The sequence below is a fragment of the Vreelandella aquamarina genome (assembly GCF_044805175.1).
GTDB lineage: Bacteria > Pseudomonadota > Gammaproteobacteria > Pseudomonadales > Halomonadaceae > Vreelandella > Vreelandella aquamarina_B.
Genome location: NZ_CP085232.1, coordinates 2,067,789 through 2,085,176, shown reverse-complemented (window position 1 = coordinate 2,085,176; position 17,388 = coordinate 2,067,789). Strand labels below are relative to the sequence as shown.

At 58.1% G+C, this 17,388-nt stretch carries 16 protein-coding genes; 6 read left to right on the top strand and 10 right to left on the bottom strand.

Annotation, left to right across the window (positions count from 1 at the left end; genetic code table 11):
* Window positions 1-3 precede the first annotated feature (3 nt).
* From LG300_RS09830 to LG300_RS09810, 5 genes are read right to left on the bottom strand one after another with little or no spacing between them, the layout of a single operon-like run.
* Window positions 4-273 carry a K+/H+ antiporter subunit F gene (locus LG300_RS09830; RefSeq protein ID WP_044629074.1) on the bottom strand — a complete coding sequence of 90 codons (270 nt, stop codon included), beginning with the start codon at window positions 271-273 and terminating at the stop codon, window positions 4-6.
* Window positions 267-764, bottom strand: a complete 498-nt coding sequence (locus LG300_RS09825) for a Na+/H+ antiporter subunit E (RefSeq protein WP_404374981.1) — start codon at window positions 762-764, stop codon at window positions 267-269. Before LG300_RS09825 ends, LG300_RS09830 begins: the two co-directional genes overlap by 7 nt.
* Window positions 761-2,272, bottom strand: a complete 1,512-nt coding sequence (locus tag LG300_RS09820; RefSeq protein ID WP_404374979.1) for a monovalent cation/H+ antiporter subunit D — start codon at window positions 2,270-2,272, stop codon at window positions 761-763. The genes LG300_RS09825 and LG300_RS09820 overlap by 4 nt, the downstream gene beginning before the upstream one ends.
* A complete protein-coding gene (locus LG300_RS09815) occupies window positions 2,269-2,601 on the bottom strand; it encodes a Na+/H+ antiporter subunit C (protein WP_404374977.1) in 333 nt (110 codons plus the stop codon). Before LG300_RS09815 ends, LG300_RS09820 begins: the two co-directional genes overlap by 4 nt.
* Window positions 2,601-5,432: a monovalent cation/H+ antiporter subunit A gene (locus LG300_RS09810; protein ID WP_404374975.1), complete on the bottom strand. Its 2,832-nt coding sequence runs from the start codon at window positions 5,430-5,432 to the stop codon at window positions 2,601-2,603. Before LG300_RS09810 ends, LG300_RS09815 begins: the two co-directional genes overlap by 1 nt.
* Before the next feature lie 162 nt (window positions 5,433-5,594).
* On the opposite strand from LG300_RS09810, the gene LG300_RS09805 reads away from it, so the two are divergent.
* On the top strand, window positions 5,595-6,467 hold the full coding sequence (locus LG300_RS09805) for an ion transporter (protein WP_404374973.1): 873 nt from the start codon (window positions 5,595-5,597) through the stop codon (window positions 6,465-6,467).
* Between the two features lie 16 nt (window positions 6,468-6,483).
* Window positions 6,484-8,190, top strand: a complete 1,707-nt coding sequence (gene leuA, locus LG300_RS09800) for a 2-isopropylmalate synthase (protein ID WP_404374972.1) — start codon at window positions 6,484-6,486, stop codon at window positions 8,188-8,190.
* A gap of 116 nt (window positions 8,191-8,306) precedes the next feature.
* Here leuA and epmB read toward each other — a convergent pair whose 3' ends face one another.
* A complete protein-coding gene (gene epmB / locus LG300_RS09795; RefSeq protein WP_404374970.1) occupies window positions 8,307-9,329 on the bottom strand; it encodes an EF-P beta-lysylation protein EpmB in 1,023 nt (340 codons plus the stop codon).
* Window positions 9,330-9,441: 112 nt separating this feature from the next.
* Between epmB and efp the strand changes: the two genes are divergently transcribed.
* Together efp and epmA are read left to right on the top strand one after the other, a co-directional pair.
* Entirely contained in the window at window positions 9,442-10,008 is a 567-nt protein-coding gene (gene efp / locus LG300_RS09790; protein ID WP_404374968.1) for an elongation factor P, read from the top strand.
* A gap of 98 nt (window positions 10,009-10,106) precedes the next feature.
* A complete protein-coding gene (epmA, locus tag LG300_RS09785) occupies window positions 10,107-11,087 on the top strand; it encodes an EF-P lysine aminoacylase EpmA (RefSeq protein WP_404374966.1) in 981 nt (326 codons plus the stop codon).
* 29 nt (window positions 11,088-11,116) lie between these two features.
* Here epmA and asd read toward each other — a convergent pair whose 3' ends face one another.
* The 3 genes from asd to rsgA all read right to left on the bottom strand — a co-directional run bounded on the left by asd (window position 11,117) and on the right by rsgA (window position 13,898).
* Entirely contained in the window at window positions 11,117-11,959 is an 843-nt protein-coding gene (asd, locus tag LG300_RS09780; RefSeq protein ID WP_404374964.1) for an archaetidylserine decarboxylase, read from the bottom strand.
* A gap of 10 nt (window positions 11,960-11,969) precedes the next feature.
* On the bottom strand, window positions 11,970-12,812 hold the full coding sequence (locus tag LG300_RS09775; RefSeq protein ID WP_404374963.1) for a sulfurtransferase: 843 nt from the start codon (window positions 12,810-12,812) through the stop codon (window positions 11,970-11,972).
* Window positions 12,813-12,875: 63 nt separating this feature from the next.
* Window positions 12,876-13,898 (bottom strand): small ribosomal subunit biogenesis GTPase RsgA, encoded by a 1,023-nt coding sequence (gene rsgA, locus LG300_RS09770; RefSeq protein ID WP_404374961.1) that lies wholly within the window; start codon window positions 13,896-13,898, stop codon window positions 12,876-12,878.
* Between the two features lie 144 nt (window positions 13,899-14,042).
* On the opposite strand from rsgA, the gene orn reads away from it, so the two are divergent.
* On the top strand, window positions 14,043-14,627 hold the full coding sequence (gene orn, locus LG300_RS09765) for an oligoribonuclease (RefSeq protein WP_404374959.1): 585 nt from the start codon (window positions 14,043-14,045) through the stop codon (window positions 14,625-14,627).
* A gap of 3 nt (window positions 14,628-14,630) precedes the next feature.
* On the opposite strand, the gene queG is transcribed toward orn, so the two are convergent.
* Window positions 14,631-15,755: a tRNA epoxyqueuosine(34) reductase QueG gene (queG, locus tag LG300_RS09760; protein WP_404374958.1), complete on the bottom strand. Its 1,125-nt coding sequence runs from the start codon at window positions 15,753-15,755 to the stop codon at window positions 14,631-14,633.
* Between the two features lie 129 nt (window positions 15,756-15,884).
* Between queG and LG300_RS09755 the strand changes: the two genes are divergently transcribed.
* Window positions 15,885-17,378, top strand: coding sequence for an NAD(P)H-hydrate dehydratase (locus LG300_RS09755; protein ID WP_404374956.1), 1,494 nt, complete (start codon window positions 15,885-15,887; stop codon window positions 17,376-17,378).
* Window positions 17,379-17,388 lie beyond the last annotated feature (10 nt).

Genomic DNA, 17,388 nt, shown 5'->3' with positions numbered 1-17,388 from the left:
GGCTCATTCGATAATATCCCCGCGTAAAATGTACTTGCACACCGCCACCGTACTAATGAAGCCAAGCATGGCAATCAGCAGGGCAGACTCAAAATACGTCTTACTGTTGAGCCATAGCCCGAGCAGCACAATTAAAGCGATGGAGTTCACATACATGGTGTCCAGCGCTAATACCCGGTCAGGCAGGTCGGGGCCAACCGTTAGGCGGTAAAGGTTCATCAGCAGTGCCATCACCACCAATGCTAAGGTGATATAGAGCGCAATACTTAGCATTCGTAAATCTCCTTGAGCGGCCGTTCGTAGCGTTCGCGTATCTGCTCAATCAACGCCTCTTCGTCATCCACGTTCAGCGCATGGATCAGTAGTGATTTGCCATCCATTCGCAGGTTGGCCGAGACGGTGCCTGGGGTCAGGCTGATCGTGCTTGCCAGCAGGGTGATGGTAAAGCGCTCCTCCAGCATTAACGGGTACTCGATGAAGTGGGGTTGCAGTTTGCGCCATGGATTAGCGATAAGGTAGGCCACCTCAAAGTTGGCGGTCACGATATCGCCCAGAACCCGCAGCACAAAACGCAATAGCTTCATCGGCTTGTTAATGCGCGGCCGGGCATCCCAGAAGCGGTGGGTTAATAAAGGAATTAGAATAGCCAGCGCACCACCCAATACAAACTGGCCAAAGGCGTAGCTGCGGACCAGCAGTAGCCACACCAATAGCAGCAGTAGTGAGAGAACCGGGGTGGGCAGCCATTTGCGAGGGGCAATCATGGAGTTTCTCCAGCATCAGGCAGTAGCGTTTCAATCAGCAGCTGGGGGTTGGCAAGCTGCTCACCGGTGGCTTGGGTATAGCTGCTCACCGGCCCGGCAAATGCCACGAGTAAAGGCGCAGCGCTGAGTAGCCAGAGCACACCGAACCACTGATACCGCGATAGGACGCTACCGCTGGGGCTACCCCGGTGGCTGCGCCAGAATAGCGTGGAACCAGCACGGGAGAGCGCGATCAAGGAAGCAAGGCTGGCGAGCAGCAGCAGTGGCCATAGCCACAGCCGTTGGGTGCCTTCCGCCGCTACCAGCACCATGGCTTTGCCCAATGCTCCCGAAAGCGGCGGCATACCGACCACCGCAATGGCACCCACGAAGAAAGTAATCGCCAGGGCGTTGCCCTGTACCAGCGGGCGCCCTTTAACAATGCGTGTGCCTGGTTTGCCACGCTGCAGGCCAATCATCTCGGCCAGCAAGAACAGGCCGCCAGTGATCAGCGTGGTATGAATCAGGTAGTAGAGCAGGCCCGAGGTGGCCTCCACCGAACGCATACCCACGCCTGCCAGCAGCGTGCCGACCGAAATCAGCACCAAATAGGCCACCAGCAAGCGCAGATCCCGGGCTGCTACCACCCCCACGCCAGCCGCCGCCAGAGTAGCGAGGGCCAGCCACCACACCCAGGGCTGCTCCAGCGCCACAAGACCTCCAGCTTGATCACCGAAGATGAGTGAATAAACTCGCAAAATCGCGTAAATACCCACTTTGGTCATGATCGCAAACAGAGCGGCCACCGGCGCGGGGGCTGCAGCGTAGGCGCGGGGCAGCCAAAAGTAGAGCGGCAAAATCGCGGCTTTCAGGCCAAACACCACCAGCAGCATCAGCGCGCCAGCGGTCACTAAACCTTCACGCTCGGCGGGCAGGCTGGCCAGCTTATGGCCCATATCCGCCATATTGAGCGTGCCGGTGGCGCCATACAGAATGCCTACGGCAATCAGGAACAGCGACGAGCCCGCCAGGTTAAGTACCACATAGTGGACGCCTGCCTGGATACGCGCTTTGCCGCCACCGTGCAGCAGCAGCGCATAGGAGGCCAGCAGCAGCACTTCAAAGAAGACGAACAGGTTAAACAGGTCGCCGGTTAAAAACGCGCCGTTAATCCCCAATAGCTGCCACTGGAAAAGCCCGTGAAAGTTACTGCCCTTCTCGTCATCTCCGCCGCAGGCAAACACCACAGCGCCAATGGCGAGAATAGAGGTGAGCAGCACCATCAGCGCAGAGAGGCGGTCCAGCACTAGCACCACACCAAACGGTGGCTGCCAATCGCCCAGCGCGTAGTAGGTGATTTCACCGCTGGCCGCTTGGCGTACCAGCGCAATGGAGACCAGCAGCAGTAGCAGGGTGGCAATAACGCTGACGGCGCGCTTGTAGTGCACCAGTCCTTGGCGTTGGTAAAGCAATAGAATACCCGCGACCAGCGGTAGTACCACGGGTAAAACAATCAGATGCTGAATCATTCGCGGTCTTCCTTTTTACCATCCACGTGGTCGTTACCCACTTCGCTGCGCGCCCGCATGGCAAGAATGACCACGAACGCCGTCATGGCAAAGCCGATGACAATGGCGGTGAGCACCAGCGCCTGAGGGAGTGGGTCGGCGTAGTTGGCGCCTTCATTCACCAGCGCGGCTCCATCGGTGGTTAGCCCGCCCATCGAGAACAGGAACAGGTTGACCGCATAGGAGAGCAGTGTCAGGCCGACAACCACTGGGAATGTTCTTCCGCGCAGCGTCAGGTAGAGCCCGCATGAGGTTAAGACACCCGTAGTAATGGCATAGAGCATTTCCATTAGAGGGACTCCTTTTCATTCGGCGTGTCGTTGGTGTCCGGCGTTTTCGGGTCGGTCACCGGCCGGTGTGGTGTCGTCACCTTACCCAGGTTAGCCAGAATCATCAGCGTGGCACCTACCACGGCTAGGTACACACCCAGGTCAAACAGCAGGGCGGTGGCAAGCTCGAAGGTACCGATCAGCGGTAGGCTGAAATAGCCAAACGACGACGTGAGGAAGGGATAGCCAAAGAGCCAGCTGCCCAGGCCAGTGAGGGTAGCAATGGCGACACCAACAACCGCCACGGGCTGGAAGGGGAAGTTCAGCCGCTCTTGGGCCCATTCAACACCCCGCGCCATGTATAGCAGAATCAGCGCAACGGCGGTGATGAGGCCGGCAATAAAGCCGCCGCCAGGCTGGTTGTGGCCGCGTAGGAAGATAAACGCCGAGACCAGCAGGGCCAAAGGCAAAAGCGCCATAGAGATAGAGGTCAAGATGGCCGGGTAGCGGTCGGGCGACCAGACGCGGCCTTCACCGTCACTATGGGGCATAAACAGGCGCAAGCGGTTAAGCAGCTTGAAGATGGCAAGGCCTGCAATCGCCAGGACGGTAATTTCGCCGAGGGTATCGAAGCCCCGGAAGTCAACCAGAATGACGTTGACCACGTTGTAACCGCCGCCGCCCGGCTTGCTGTTTTCCACAAAGAAGTTGGAGATCGACAGCGTCTCGCGGGTCATGACAGCATAGTTCAAGCTGGCGACTACCAGCCCCAAGGCACTCGCTAGCAGAATGTCGCGCATGTTACGCATGGGGCTAGAGTCTGTGGGGGTCTTTTGGGGCAGGAAGAACAGCGCCAGCATGAGTAGAATCATGGTGACGACTTCCACTGATAGCTGGGTAAGCGCAAGGTCCGGCGCTGAGAAACGGGCAAAGGTAAGCGCCACGAACAGCCCCACCACTGACAGCATGAGCAGCGAAATCAGGCGGAAGCGGTGGGTCGCGGCGGTAGCGATGCCGCCAAAAATCAGCATGCCTGCGCCTAGTAGCACCACTCCATCGATAGGCTGGTTGCCTTTGCTGCCGGTCAGCTCGTGGATACTTGCAAGACCAATTAGCCCCATTACCAGTGCTGCCCCCAAAAGCCAGCCCATATAGCGCTGTAGGGAGTTGCCCTCTAGTTGGGTGATGAGCTGCTCGGCGCGATATCCCAGCGTGATGATCAGCCGCTCAAAGACGCGGCGCGCATCGATGCTGGCAAAAGAGTATACAAAGCGGCGAAGGTCCGCATGACGCCAGTACATGGCAATGCCCACAGCAAAGGCCAGTAGGCTCATGATCAGCGGCAAGTTAACGCCGTGCCAAATGGCTAAATGGAACGACAGCGGCTCATTCAGCACAGCCTGAGTCGCCAAGTCTAAAATGCCGGTCGCGAAAAAGGCGGGGAATAGGCCCACCAGCACGCACAGGGCTACTAGCAGTTCAACAGGCAAGCGCATGAGGTGCGGCGGCTCATGGGGAGATTTCGGTGTTGCTTCCCGGGCAGGCTTGTAAAACACCGCATGAACCAGCCGCAGCGAGTAGGCCACCGAGAGGATGCCACCCAGCGCTGCAAGAGTAGGTAAGAGCCAGCTTAGGCCACCTAGCACCGGCGTGGCTAATGTTTCGGTAAAGAACATCTCTTTCGAGAGAAAGCCGTTGAACAGCGGTACCCCTGCCATAGCAGCGGCGGCCAAGGTAGTGAGCAGCGCCGTGGTAGGCATTGCTTTTCTAAGCCCACCCAGCATTTTAAGCTCCCGGGTGCCGGTTTCATGGTCAATAATGCCCGCGCTCATAAACAGCGCCGCCTTGAAGGTGGCATGGTTCAAGATATGAAACAGCGCGGCTAATACCGCCATGGGGCTGCCAATACCCAGCAGCACGGTGATTAACCCCAGGTGGCTGACGGTTGAAAACGCAAGAATGCCTTTCAGATCCGTTTTAAACAGTGCAAACCAGGCACCGTATAGCAGCGTAATGGTGCCCACAAGCGGTACGACCACGCTCCAGAGCGCGCTATCGGCAATCGCTGGATGTAGCCGAGCCATCAAGAAAATGCCCGCCTTAACCATGGTCGCTGAATGCAGGTAAGCGGAGACTGGGGTGGGGGCTGCCATGGCGTGGGGCAGCCAGAACTGGAACGGGAACTGGGCTGATTTGGTAAATGCACCAAGCAGCACCAACCCCAGCATCAGCGGGTAGCGTGGGTCGGCAACAATGGTTGCGCCGCTTGCCAGCACGTCATCCATGCGGTAGCTGCCTGCCATGTCGCCCAGCAACAGTAGGCCCGCCAGCAGCGCAAGCCCGCCTGCGCCGGTGACGGTTAGCGCCATACGTGCACCTTTACGGGCATCGCTGCGATAGGACCAAAATCCAATGAGTAAAAACGATGAGAGGCTGGTTAATTCCCAAAACAGCCACAGCAAAATGAGATTGTCGGACATCGAAATACCCACCATGGATGCCATAAACAGCATCAGGAAGGCGTAAAAACGTCCAAAAGGCTCATCGCTAGCCAGATAGAAATGGGCATACAATAGAATCAGCAGCCCGATACCCAGAATGAGTAGGTTAAATAGCAGCGACAGGCCATCAAGGCGAAACGCTAACTCTAGGCCAAGCGCCGGCATCCAAGTAGCAGAAAAACGCAGCGCCTCACCCTCCAATAGGGCAGGAACTTGCAGCAGCGTGAGTAGAAGTGCAGTTGCTGGCAGTATGCCCGTCGCACGCGAACACCAAGTTCGGCCGCGTTGGGCAGTCAGTGCCGGCACCAGTACGCCCAATAAAGGCAGTAAGGCTATCAACAGCAGTGTCATGAGGTCACATCCAGCGCAAAAAAATCAAAAAAGTCGCCAGAGCAACGGGGTTACCCTGGAGGCGTAGATACATCAAGTGAAACAACAGGATATCACTTGTATGGAAGGTGTGTGATTTTAGTATAAAGTGTTGGCGTTAACCGTTTAGAGACTCCTTGTTCCATGAGTGAACCCTTCAATACCTGGCAGGCCCGCTTTGAAAAGCTGCGTAGCAACAAGCTTTTCGAGGGGCTGGTGATCTCCATTATCGTACTCTCCGCGCTGGTCATCGGCGCGAAAACCTATGAAGAAACCTCCCGGATAGAGCAGTGGTTGCTCTATCTCGATATTGCAGTGACGGTATTCTTCCTGGTCGAGATTTTGATCAGAATGGCAGCCGAGCGCAACTTAGTCAGCTTTTTTAAGAGAGGCTGGAACGTTTTCGACTTCTTCATCGTCACCGCCAGCTTGATCCCCATGGATGATTCAGAGATGGTGCTGCTGGCGCGGCTGCTGCGGATTTTCCGCGTGCTACGCCTGGTGTCGATGATTCCCGAGCTGCAGATGCTGTTAGTCGCACTGGTTAAATCGATTCCCCGCATGGGCTATGTGGTGCTGCTCATGTTTATTATTTTTTATATCTACGCGGCGCTAGGCAGCTTCCTCTTTAATGATGTTGATGAGTTTCTGTGGGGCAATATTTCCGTTGCCATGCTGACGCTGTTTCGCATCGCTACCTTTGAGGATTGGACGGATGTGATGTACGCCACTCAGGAAATGTATGCCTGGAGCTGGGTTTATTACCTCACATTCATTTTTCTTACGGCGTTTATTTTTCTTAATATGATGATTGGCATCGTGCTGGACGTTATGCAGAAAGAGAGCGCCCAGCTTGATTTTGATAGTGGTGAAGGGGAACCTGCCCAGCTGCAGGCACTGCGTAGCGACGTTCACTCGCTCAAAGCGCAGCTTGATCGCATGGAGGCCGCGTTGGCAGAGCGCAATGCAGCGCCACCTCCCCCCACTAGCCCTACTGACTCACCTAAAACAGATTAACGACAGGAGCGCCGCTATGATGCTGTCCGACCCCTCTAAAAAATATCGCCCCTTCGTGGCTGTTGACTTGCCCGACCGCCAGTGGCCTAGCCAGCGTATCGAAACGCCGCCGATCTGGTGCAGCGTTGACCTGCGGGACGGTAACCAGTCGCTGATTGACCCGATGGATCAAGAGCGCAAGCAGCGCCTGTTCGACATGCTGTTGAAGATTGGTTTTAAAGAGATCGAGGTGGGTTTCCCCTCCGCATCGCAAACCGACTTCGATTTTGTTCGCTCGCTGATCGAGCAGGATAAGATTCCCGAGGACGTGACCATTCAAGTGCTGACCCAAGCGCGTCCGCACCTGATTGAGCGCACCTTTGAAGCATTGAAGGGCGTCAAAAACGCCATCGTTCACGTCTATAACGCCACCGATCCGATGTTCCGTCGGGTGGTGTTTAACGTGGATAAAAATGAATGCATCCAAATTGCTGTGGATGCCACCGCGCAAATTCGCGATTTGATGGCGGCCAACCCGGAAACGAACTGGACCTTCCAGTACTCCCCTGAGCTATTTACCACCACGGAGATGGACTTCGCGGTGGAAATCGTGGAAGCGGTGATGGACACCTTCGGCCCCAGCGTTGACAACAAAATGATCGTCAACCTGCCCGCTACAGTGGAGGTCGCTACCCCCAACAACTATGCCGATCAGATCGAGTGGTTCTGCCGCCATGTGAAAAAGCGCGATACCCTGATTGTGAGCGTTCACCCCCATAATGACCGCGGCACTGGCGTGGCGGCGGCTGAACTCACGCTGATGGCGGGGGCGGACCGTGTTGAGGGTACGCTGTTTGGTAACGGCGAGCGGACCGGTAACGTGGATATCGTCACGCTGGCGATGAATATGTATACCCAAGGCGTTCATCCTCAGCTCGACTTCTCCAATATCACCCCGATCATGCGCGAGGTGGAATACTGCAACCAGTTGCCCGTTCACCCGCGCCACCCCTATGTGGGCGATTTGGTCTTTACCGCCTTTTCAGGCTCCCACCAGGATGCCATCAAAAAAGGCATGGCCGACCGCCGCGCGCACCCAGAAGCGCCGTGGGACGTTCCCTACCTGCCCATCGACCCGCTGGACGTTGGTCGCAGCTATGAAGCGGTCATCCGTGTGAACAGCCAGTCAGGCAAGGGCGGTATTTCCTACCTGCTAGAGCAGGAGCACGGTATTGAACTGCCGCGCAGGCTCTCCATCGAGTTCAGCCAAGTGGTACAGGAAGTGGCGGACCGCACCGGTAAAGAGATCACCTCACAAATGATCTACCAGGCCTTTGCCGACGAGTACTTAGAGCAGCGCTCACCGCTGGCCCTGGTCAACCATCGGCTCTCTTCTGAGCCGGATAGCCCCAAAGTGTCGCTGGAAGCGATTGTCGAAAATAGCGGCCAGCGGCAAACCCTCACCGGCGAGGGCAATGGCCCGCTGGCAGCGTTTATTAAAGCGCTGATGTCCAGCGGCCAGGATGTCGAAATTATCGACTACCACGAACACTCCCGCGGCCAAGGGGCGGATGCCGAAGCTATCGCTTATGTGGAAGTACGTATTGATGGCAAAGCCGTGTTCGGCGTAGGCACTGATGAAAGCATCACCAGCGCCTCCATGAAAGGCGTGCTGAGTGCGATTAACCGCTACTACTCAACGCAGCCTGCGGCGGCCAATGTGACGGCGGAAACCCTAGGCTAAGCAAGCGGTATTCGATTAACAAGGCAGAGAGCGATGCGGCCCTGGCTGCGGCGACCTCACGAGAAATAGGCGCAGCTCTAAGCCCCAGCAGGGGCTTAGAGGCCACTATGCGTGGATCACAAAGGCGTTTTGCTCATCTTACCCGGTACTTCACGCACCAGCCTGGGCATGAGAAAGCCGGGCAGGTGTTCCAGCAGTGCTTGAACGAGCGCTTGCGCCTCCTCGTCGGGCACGTCAAAGTGCGCGGCGCCCTGAACCGGGTCTAGCACGTGCAAGTAGTAGGGCAGTACGCCTGCCTCAAACAGCCGCTCCGAGAGGGTCGCGAGGGCGGGTACGCTGTCATTAATGCCCCTTAACAACACGCTCTGGTTCAGCAGCGTCACGCCTGCCTGTTTTAAGCGCGTGCAGGCATCCACCACGGCTTGGTCAATCTCATTGGCGTGGTTGATATGCAGCACGACGACTTTTTGTAAGCGGGTGCTGCCCAGCCAGCCAAGCAGGCCTTCATCTACACGGTCGGGAATGACCACCGGCAAGCGGGTATGGATACGCAGCCGTTTCAGATGGGGGATGCTTTCCAACTGCTCAACCAGCCAGGCTAGCTGCCGATCGCTGGCTGCCAGAGGGTCGCCGCCGGAAAGGATTGCCTCGTGAATGGAGGCATCGGCATGCAGGTAATTCAACGCTTCCTGCCACTGGGCGCGGGAAGGCGAGTTCTCGCTATAGGGGAAGTGGCGGCGAAAACAGTAGCGGCAGTTGATCGCGCAGGCAGGGCTGGCAATCAGCAACACGCGGTTAGCGTACTTATGGATCAGCCCTTTTACGGGGCGGTGGTCGGCCTCTTCCAGCGGGTCGCTCACATACCCAGGCGGTGTGTCTGTTTCATCTCCAGTAGGCAGTACTTGAAGAAGCAGAGGATCATGTGGGTCATTTGGTACCATTCGTGCCAGGTAAGCGTCGGGGACGCAGATCTCGAATAGCCGATGCCCGGCGTGGGCGCCGGTAAGCCACCGCTGGCTTAAACCAAGGCGTTTGCATAGGGTGGCGGGGTCGCGAATCGCTTGGGAAAGCTGCTGCTGCCAGGTGTTGGATGTCTGGGCAGCGGCCTGCTTAGCAGCGATAATGATGTTCTCCTGCAAAAAGCCCTCCTTCGGGTTATCATGCGCGCACTTGGCAACGACGCTATCGACGGCGAAGCATGGCTTCGCGTGTCACAGACTTAAACAGACCATTGAACCATTGAGAGGCAGTATGGCGAACTATTCTACCAACGAATTTAAAGGCGGTTTGAAAGTAATGCTCGACGGCGACCCCTGTTCGATCGTTGAGAACGAATACGTGAAGCCGGGTAAAGGGCAGGCGTTCAACCGAGTGAAGCTGCGTAACCTAATGACCGGCCGCGTATGGGAGCGCACCTTTAAATCGGGTGAATCGCTGGAAGGTGCCGACATCATGGAACTTGAGATGGAGTACCTCTATACCGACGGCGAAATGTGGCACTTCATGAAGACCGACGGCTCTTTCGAGCAGTACGCGGTTGAGAAGAAAGCCCTGGGCGAGACGGAAAAGTGGTTGAAAGAGCAGGCTGCTTACACCGTCACGCTGTGGAACGATAACGCCATTGCTGTCTCGGCGCCTAACTTTATCGAGCTGGAAGTAGTGGAAACCGACCCGGGCCTCAAAGGCGATACAGCGCAGGGCGGCTCCAAGCCGGCAACGCTGTCGTCTGGTGCCGTGGTGCGCGTACCGCTATTTATCAACCAGGGCGAAGTACTGAAAATCGACACCCGTTCTGGTGAGTACGTATCACGCGCCTAAACGCACGGTGATACCGGCGGTGAGTCAGCCGCTTAAGTATTTTGTTCACAAAGCCACGCACTACTGCTGCGTGGCTTTGTGCTGTTAGGGAGAAGGGAATGACGGTTAACTGGCGGCCAACGGCATCGATTGGCACCCTGCGCGAGCGCGCTCGTTTACTAGCGGAAGTGCGTGCCTTTTTTGCGGCGCGGGACGTACTGGAAGTGGAAACGCCAGTGCTGGGGCAGGGAGGCAGTACCGATGTACAGCTTGTGTCGCTCTCGACCCTGGCCCGCACCGATAAAGGCCAGCGCAAACTGTGGCTGCAAACGTCGCCGGAGTTTCATATGAAGCGGCTACTGGCGGCGGGTAGCGGGCCGATTTTCCAACTGGCGAAAAGCTTTCGTGATGGAGAGGTAGGCGCTCGCCACAACGTAGAGTTCACCATGTTGGAGTGGTATCGCCCCGGTTTTACGTTGGCACGGCTGATCGATGAAACGACGGAGCTGGTTGCACATGTACTGCCGCAACCGCCTGGCCCTGTGGTTCACTACCGTTACCGTGAGCTGTTCCATAGGTATCTGGAGGTGGACCCGTTCACTACATCGCTGGAAACCCTGCGTACACTTGCGGCGCAGCGAGGCAACATGCCTGCCCAGGCGCTGGCTGGCGAGGGCCGCGATACCTGCCTGGATTTGCTGATGGGAATGGTCATTGAGCCTAATCTGGGTCAGCAAGAGATCAGCGTGGTGGTCGATTACCCCGCTAGCCAAGCGGCGTTAGCGCGGCGCCATCAGGATGCCGATGGCGAGTGGGTAGCCTCGCGCTTCGAGCTATACCTTAACGGCATTGAGCTGGCCAACGGCTACGATGAGTTAACTGATGCCGAGGAGCAGCGGCAGCGTTTTGACGATGATAATGCCGAACGCCGCCGCTTGGGGCTGCCTGAAGTGGAGGTTGACGTGCATTTGCTGGCAGCCCTGGAGCAGGGTTTGCCAGCCTCTTCCGGCGTGGCGCTGGGGGTGGACCGCCTTATCCAGCTGGCGCTGGGAAAATCGCGTCTGGAAGAGGTGCTGGCGTTTTCAACACCCAACTGCTAACCGGGTTGCTTCGTTAGCGGAAGGCTGTATCAGGGCGTTTGTGCGCCCAGGGTTTGGCCCATTTGTACTTTCGCCCCCAGCGGGTGGTTGTCAAAATGGACCGGTTTAGCGAAGCACATCACGACGGTGGAGCCGAGTTTAAAGCGGCCCATCTCGGCGCCTTTCTCCAGCACGATCGGCTGCCCGAAGCGCATACGCTGGGGGTGGCCCGAGAGCGGTGTTACCTGGCCGGACCAGACGGTTTCAATGGCAGCCACGATCATTGCGCCTACCAGTACCATCGCCATAGGGCCGTGTTCGGTGTCGAAGATACAGACCAAGCGCTCGTTGCGCGCGAACAAACCGGGCACATAGTTGGCGGTGGCCTGATTAACTGAGAAGAGCCGCCCTGGTACGTAGATCATTTCCCGCAGGGTGCCAGTCACCGGCATGTGCACGCGGTGGTAGTCGCTTGGCGAAAGATAGACCGTCGCAAAACTGCCGTTCAAAAACTCGTCGGCTAACGCTTTATCGCCGCCCAGCAGTGTCTCTGCCGAGTAGGTGTGCCCTTTGGCCTGCACCAGCGTGCCCGCTGTGGTGAGGCGGCCGTACTGGGAGAGGGTGCCATCGGCAGGACTAAGCAGCCCTTCACCCAGCGGGCGTGCGTCGGCTTTGAGCGCGCGGGTAAAAAAGTCGTTAAACGTGGAGTAGGCCGAGGGGTTTGGCTCCAGAGCTTGGCTCATATCCACATTAAAGCGTTTGATGAACGCTTTAATCAGCGTGTTCTTTACCCAGGGGTTATCACATTGGGCAAACTTGCCCGTTAGCCGCGACAGGGCGTGCTGGGGCAGCGGGTATTGAAGTAGCGAAAAGGCTTTTTGGGAAAGAGTCACAGTCGTATCTTCATTTCTCGATAGGTGTATCGTCACGGTTGCCCCACTCACCCCAGGAACCCGCATAGCCGCGCATATTGAAACCTAACGCTTTGCCCACCAGCCAAGTGAAGCTGCTGCGGTGATGGCTTTGGCAGTGGGTGGCGATTTCCATGTCGGGGGTTAGCCCCAGGGCGCCGAGTTCGGTCATAAGTTCGGCATAGTCGCGTATTCTTAGCGCGCGGCTGCGGTCCATGGCGTCTAGCCAATCCATGTTCACTGCACCAGGAATGTGTCCCAGGTGCCTGTTATTGCCGCGCTCGCCATCGTACTCCGCCTTGGAGCGGGCGTCCCAAATGGCAAACTGTTTGTTGCTGAGCTTCTCTTTTATCTCATCACAGGTAATGGCGGCGCTGGGGTTGAGAATCTCGGCATGGTACTCGCTTGGTGTCGGCGCGGTCGGCTCGGTGCTCTCTTCCAGGCCTGAATCACGCCAGGCGTGAATGCCGCCGTTCAGGTAGGAGTAGCGGGTGTGGCCGATCAACTCCAGCGTCCAGAGTAGGCGGGCTGCCCAGCCGCCGCCTTCGTCATCGTAGGCCACTACGTGCGTATCGCGGGTTAACCCCAGGGCGCTGAACAGTTTGGAGAGAAACTCCACCGGCGGCACGTCATTTGGGACAGGGCCTTCGCCGCGCATCAGGTAGCGAAAATCCAGATAGATTGCGCCGGGGACATGGCCTTGGCGGTAACTGTCACCATTGGCCGGTACGTCGATAATCAGTAGTTGGGGGTCGCCCAGGTGCGCATGAAGCTGCTCTGGCTCCACAATTAACGGCAATAGATTGGTTTCTGATGAGTGGCTGGCAGTGCTCATATTCGGCTCCCTGTCTTTAACATTAAGACAACAGCAAATAAGGTAACGGCATTTCAACCGCGGTCATTGCGGATTCAAGCTATCGAGAATCCGTCGATAGCTGGCAAAACGCTCTGGGTGAATCTTGCCTGCCTCGACGGCATCCAGTAAAGCGCAGCCCGGCTCGTTGCGGTGGCGGCAGTCACGGAAGCGGCAGCGGCCCAGGTAGGGGTGGAACTCGATAAAGCCATCGGTCACCTCCTGTTCATCTAAGTGGACCAGGCCAAACTCACGAATCCCTGGGGAGTCGATGAGTTCGCCGTTGCTGACCTCGCCGCTGCACATGGCGTAGAGCCGCGCCGTGGTGGTCGTATGGGTGCCTTTACGCGAATCTTCTGACAGCGCACCGATGCGTAGGGTTTCGTCGGGTAGCAGCAGGTCAATCAGCGATGATTTGCCCACGCCGCTCTGGCCGACAAATACCGAAGTGCGGCCCGCGAGCTGCTGGCGCAACGCATCCAGCCCTTCGGGGTTGGCCGTGGTGGTGCGTACCACCGGATAGCCTAGCTGGCGATAGCGCTCCAGCAATTGACCGAGTTCGCCGCCGTCTTCTGGTAGCAGGTCGGTTTTGTTAAGCACCAGCACGGGCGCGATGCCCGTGGCTTCAGCGGCTACCAGATAGCGGTCAATCAGGTTGGGATGGGGCGCAGGCTCGACGGCGAATACAATCAGCAGCTGGTCGATATTGGCGGCTACTGGCTTAAGCTGGCCGCGTGGGTCGGGGCGCTTCAGAATACTGTCGCGCTCTTCACGGGCAACGACCACGCCAGAGCCATCCTGGCCTGCCCGCCAGATCACTCGGTCGCCGGTCACTAGGCCATCTAGGTTGGCGCGCAGGTGGCAGCGTACGGGCGTGCCGTCGGCGTCACGCACTTCCAGCGTGCGGCCAAAGTGGGCCATCACACGCCCCGGCTGCTCAGGACCGTACTCGCCCGCGGAAAGCTTTTCGGCATCCTTGGCATCGCGCTTTTCAGCGCGCTGGGCGCGTTCGGCTTGGATCTTCTCGACTCGCCACTGCTGCTGGCGGCTTAATTTACGTTTGCTCATGACCACCTGATGATCGTTACAATAGAGGGCATTGTACCCATCTGGGCGGCCCACTGTCCTGTATGGGGTGCGGGTTAGGGCAATATAAGCGACACTTTTACTCAATTCGCCGTTTTAGGGGCGAAACTGGCCAAGGAATATGCAATGAGCGAGCAAAGCGGCACACCGCGCAGCGATCTGTTGGTGTGGATTGATTTAGAGATGACCGGCCTGGAGCCGGATAAAGAGCGCATTATCGAGGTGGCTACCCTGATTACCGATGCCCAGCTGAACGTGGTGGCGGAGGGGCCAGTGATCGCCGTCAAGCAGCCCGATAGCCTGCTGGCCGGGATGGATGAGTGGAACCAGAAAACCCACGGTGAGTCCGGGCTGGTGGCACGGGTAAAGGCAAGCACCATCGAGACTCAAGAAGCCGAGCGTCAAACCCTCGACTTCTTACGTCAATACGTGGTGCCAGGCTCTTCACCGATGTGCGGCAACAGCATTCACCAGGATCGGCGCTTCCTTGAGCGGGAAATGCCCGAACTGTGGGCGTTCTTCCACTATCGCAATTTAGATGTGTCCACGGTTAAAGAGCTGGCGAAGCGCTGGAACCCCGGTGCGCTGGTGGGCTTCAAAAAGCAGAATGCCCACTTGGCGATGGATGATATCAAGGAGTCGATTGCGGAGCTTGCCCATTACCGCAGCACGTTTTTGCGTATTGAAGGGGGCAGTGACGAAGAGGAGTAGCTATCATGGGCGCGTCGCGATACGCGCATTCCTTTTGTGGCGCTGTTCATCGAGTGCCCAGGCAACGTGCTCCCGCACCAGAGCGCTAGGGTAGGCTCGGCGTGCCCATAGCGTGGCCTCGACCGCTTCGCTCCATGTGGCGTTCCCCAGGCCAACGGCGAGGTTACGCAGCCAGCGCTCATAGCCAATGCGGCGGATGGGGCTACCGGCGGTTTTGTCCAAAAACTCCTCCTCGCCCCAGCTAAACAGCGCGATAAGCGAGGCGCGGTCAAGGTCGTGGCGCGGGGCGAAGTCCTCTTCTTGGGTGGTTTTTGTGAAGCGGGTAAACGGGCAAACGAGCTGGCAGTCGTCGCAGCCATACACGCGATTGCCCATGGCACGGCGGTACTCCACGGGAATGGCGTCGTGCAGCTCAATGGTGAGATAGGAGATGCACTTGCGTGAATCGACCACCTTGTCGTCAACAATAGCCCCTGTGGGGCAAGCGGTACGGCAGGCGCTACAGCTGCCGCAATGCTCCTGTTCAAAAGGGGCGTCTACGGGTAGCGGCAGGTCGGTATACAGCTCCCCAAGAAAGAACAGCGAGCCCGCTTTGGGGTTCAGCAGCATGGCATTCTTACCGAACCAGCCTAAGCCCGCCTTCTGGGCGAGCGCACGCTCCATCACCGGGGCGGAGTCCACAAAGGCGCGAAAGCCGAATTTCCCTACTTCCCGCTCGATACGCTTTGCCAATTGCGCCAAGCGTTTACGCATTAATTTATGATAATCGCGGCCCAGAGCATAGCGCGATATATAGGCGCGGTGGGGCTGGCCAAGCACTTTGGCGCTCTCCACCTCGGCCGGTAGATAGTCCATACGCACGCTGATCACCCGCTGGGTGCCAGGCTCCAGCTCTTCGGGGCGGGTGCGCTTAGTGCCATGTTTTGCCATAAAGCCCATATCGCCGTGGTAGCCTTTATCCAGCCAACGGTTTAGGAAGGTCTCATGGTTCGTTAGGTCGATATCGGTAATACCGACCTGCTGAAAGCCCAACTCGCGGCCCCACTGCTTAATCAGCTCGGCAAGGTGGTCAAGGTGTTCGCTGGTAAGGCATTCACGCGAAGGTGAAAAAGTCGTGGAACTTGGCATTGTCAATCAACGGTGATGCGTTAAGCGCGCTATGCTAACGCATTACTCGCTGCCACAACATGCCGCCTAGCATTATGCTGACGCTGGCTGAGTCTAGGCGTTGATTTAGTACCCTATTAAGGAGTGATCGTGTCTACGTTGAGTACCTCTTCGCTACGCCCCCTCTATAAAGCGGCCCAAGTGCGCGAGCTTGACCGGCGCACCATCGCAGGCGGCATAGAAAGCTTCGCGCTGATGCAGCGAGCAGCCTCTAGTGCCTGGCACAGCTTTCGTTCCCGTTGGCCCCAGGCGCGCAGTGTCACGGTGCTGTGCGGCGGTGGTAACAATGGTGGTGATGGGCATGTGTTGGCGGCGCTGGCCATGCAGTCCGGGCTCAAGGTGCAGCGCCTTTCGCTAAAACCGTTGGAGGCACTTACGGGGGATGTAGCCCGCGCCGCTGAGCTGGCAACGGCGGCGGGGGTTGGGTTTGAGGAGTGGCAGTCCGATACCACCCTGGTAGGCGAAGTGGTCGTCGATGCATTGCTAGGAACAGGGCTGTCAGGCGAGGTGGCGGGCAGTATCCAGCAGGCTATCAAGGCAATTAACGCATCGGCCCGTCCTGTACTGGCGCTGGATATACCCTCGGGTATCTCGGCGGATACCGGAGCGGTGCTAGGCATGGCGGTGGCGGCGACCTGCACCGTTACTTTTATTGGCGATAAGATGGGGCTGCACACTGGCGATGCTCCGGCCTATACCGGCGAGATTGATTTCCGGCCGCTGGGTGTCAAAGCCCAGGCGTTCTTTGATATTCCCCCCACCGCGTGGCGGCTGGATGACTCGCTACTTGGCGAAACGTTTACGCCTCGCTCACGCACCAGCCATAAGGGTAGCCTCGGGCATGTGCTGGTGATGGGCGGCGCGCCGGGCTTCGGTGGCGCGGCACTGCTGGCTTCCCAGGCGGCTGCGCGCCTAGGAGCGGGTAAGGTAACCCTAGCCACTGCTTGCGAGCATGTTACGGCAAGCCTAGTGCGCTGCCCTGAAGTAATGGTTCGCGGGGTGCGTGGCGGGGCCGATAGGGCAGCGCTTCCTGCCCAGGCAGATGCGGTTGTGGTGGGGCCTGGGCTGGGGCAGGATGCGTGGGGGCAAGCGATCTTGCAAAGCGCGCTGCACTCCTCATCGCCCTTGGTGGTGGACGCCGACGCGCTTAACCTGCTGGCCAGCCGCTGGCCGGAGCTGCGCCGGGATGACTGGATCCTAACACCCCACCCTGGTGAAGCCGCGAGGCTACTTGGGTGCTCGGTGGCGGATGTCCAAGCCGACCGCCCCGAGGCCGTCCGTGCCTTGCAGCGTGCCCGTGGCGGTATTGTGGTTTTAAAAGGTGCGGGTAGCCTGGTGGCTGGCCCCAGTGGCTTGGTGGTATGCCCTTACGGTAACCCGGGCATGGCAAGCGGCGGTATGGGCGATGTGTTGAGCGGAATGTTGGGGGCATTGGTGGGCCAGTTCGGCAGCTTGGAGCAGAGCGCCTGGCTAGGCGTCATGGTGCACGCCCTGGCAGGGGATGAGGCCGCTAAAACCGAGGGAGAGCGTGGCCTGTTAGCAAGTGATCTGGCATCCTATGCACGAGTGTTAATTAACCCGTGAAGGCAGCCGA

Coding starts and splice junctions, on each gene's coding strand:
- LG300_RS09825 (WP_404374981.1), bottom strand. CDS start 764: ATGATTGCCCCTCGCAAATGGCTGCCCACCCCGGTTCTCTCACTACTG.
- LG300_RS09775 (WP_404374963.1), bottom strand. CDS start 12,812: ATGAGCACTGCCAGCCACTCATCAGAAACCAATCTATTGCCGTTAATT.
- rsgA (WP_404374961.1), bottom strand. CDS start 13,898: ATGAGCAAACGTAAATTAAGCCGCCAGCAGCAGTGGCGAGTCGAGAAG.
- LG300_RS09820 (WP_404374979.1), bottom strand. CDS start 2,272: ATGATTCAGCATCTGATTGTTTTACCCGTGGTACTACCGCTGGTCGCG.
- orn (WP_404374959.1), top strand. CDS start 14,043: ATGAGCGAGCAAAGCGGCACACCGCGCAGCGATCTGTTGGTGTGGATT.
- LG300_RS09805 (WP_404374973.1), top strand. CDS start 5,595: ATGAGTGAACCCTTCAATACCTGGCAGGCCCGCTTTGAAAAGCTGCGT.
- epmA (WP_404374966.1), top strand. CDS start 10,107: ATGACGGTTAACTGGCGGCCAACGGCATCGATTGGCACCCTGCGCGAG.
- LG300_RS09815 (WP_404374977.1), bottom strand. CDS start 2,601: ATGGAAATGCTCTATGCCATTACTACGGGTGTCTTAACCTCATGCGGG.
- leuA (WP_404374972.1), top strand. CDS start 6,484: ATGATGCTGTCCGACCCCTCTAAAAAATATCGCCCCTTCGTGGCTGTT.
- LG300_RS09810 (WP_404374975.1), bottom strand. CDS start 5,432: ATGACACTGCTGTTGATAGCCTTACTGCCTTTATTGGGCGTACTGGTG.
- LG300_RS09830 (WP_044629074.1), bottom strand. CDS start 273: ATGCTAAGTATTGCGCTCTATATCACCTTAGCATTGGTGGTGATGGCA.
- queG (WP_404374958.1), bottom strand. CDS start 15,755: ATGCCAAGTTCCACGACTTTTTCACCTTCGCGTGAATGCCTTACCAGC.
- efp (WP_404374968.1), top strand. CDS start 9,442: ATGGCGAACTATTCTACCAACGAATTTAAAGGCGGTTTGAAAGTAATG.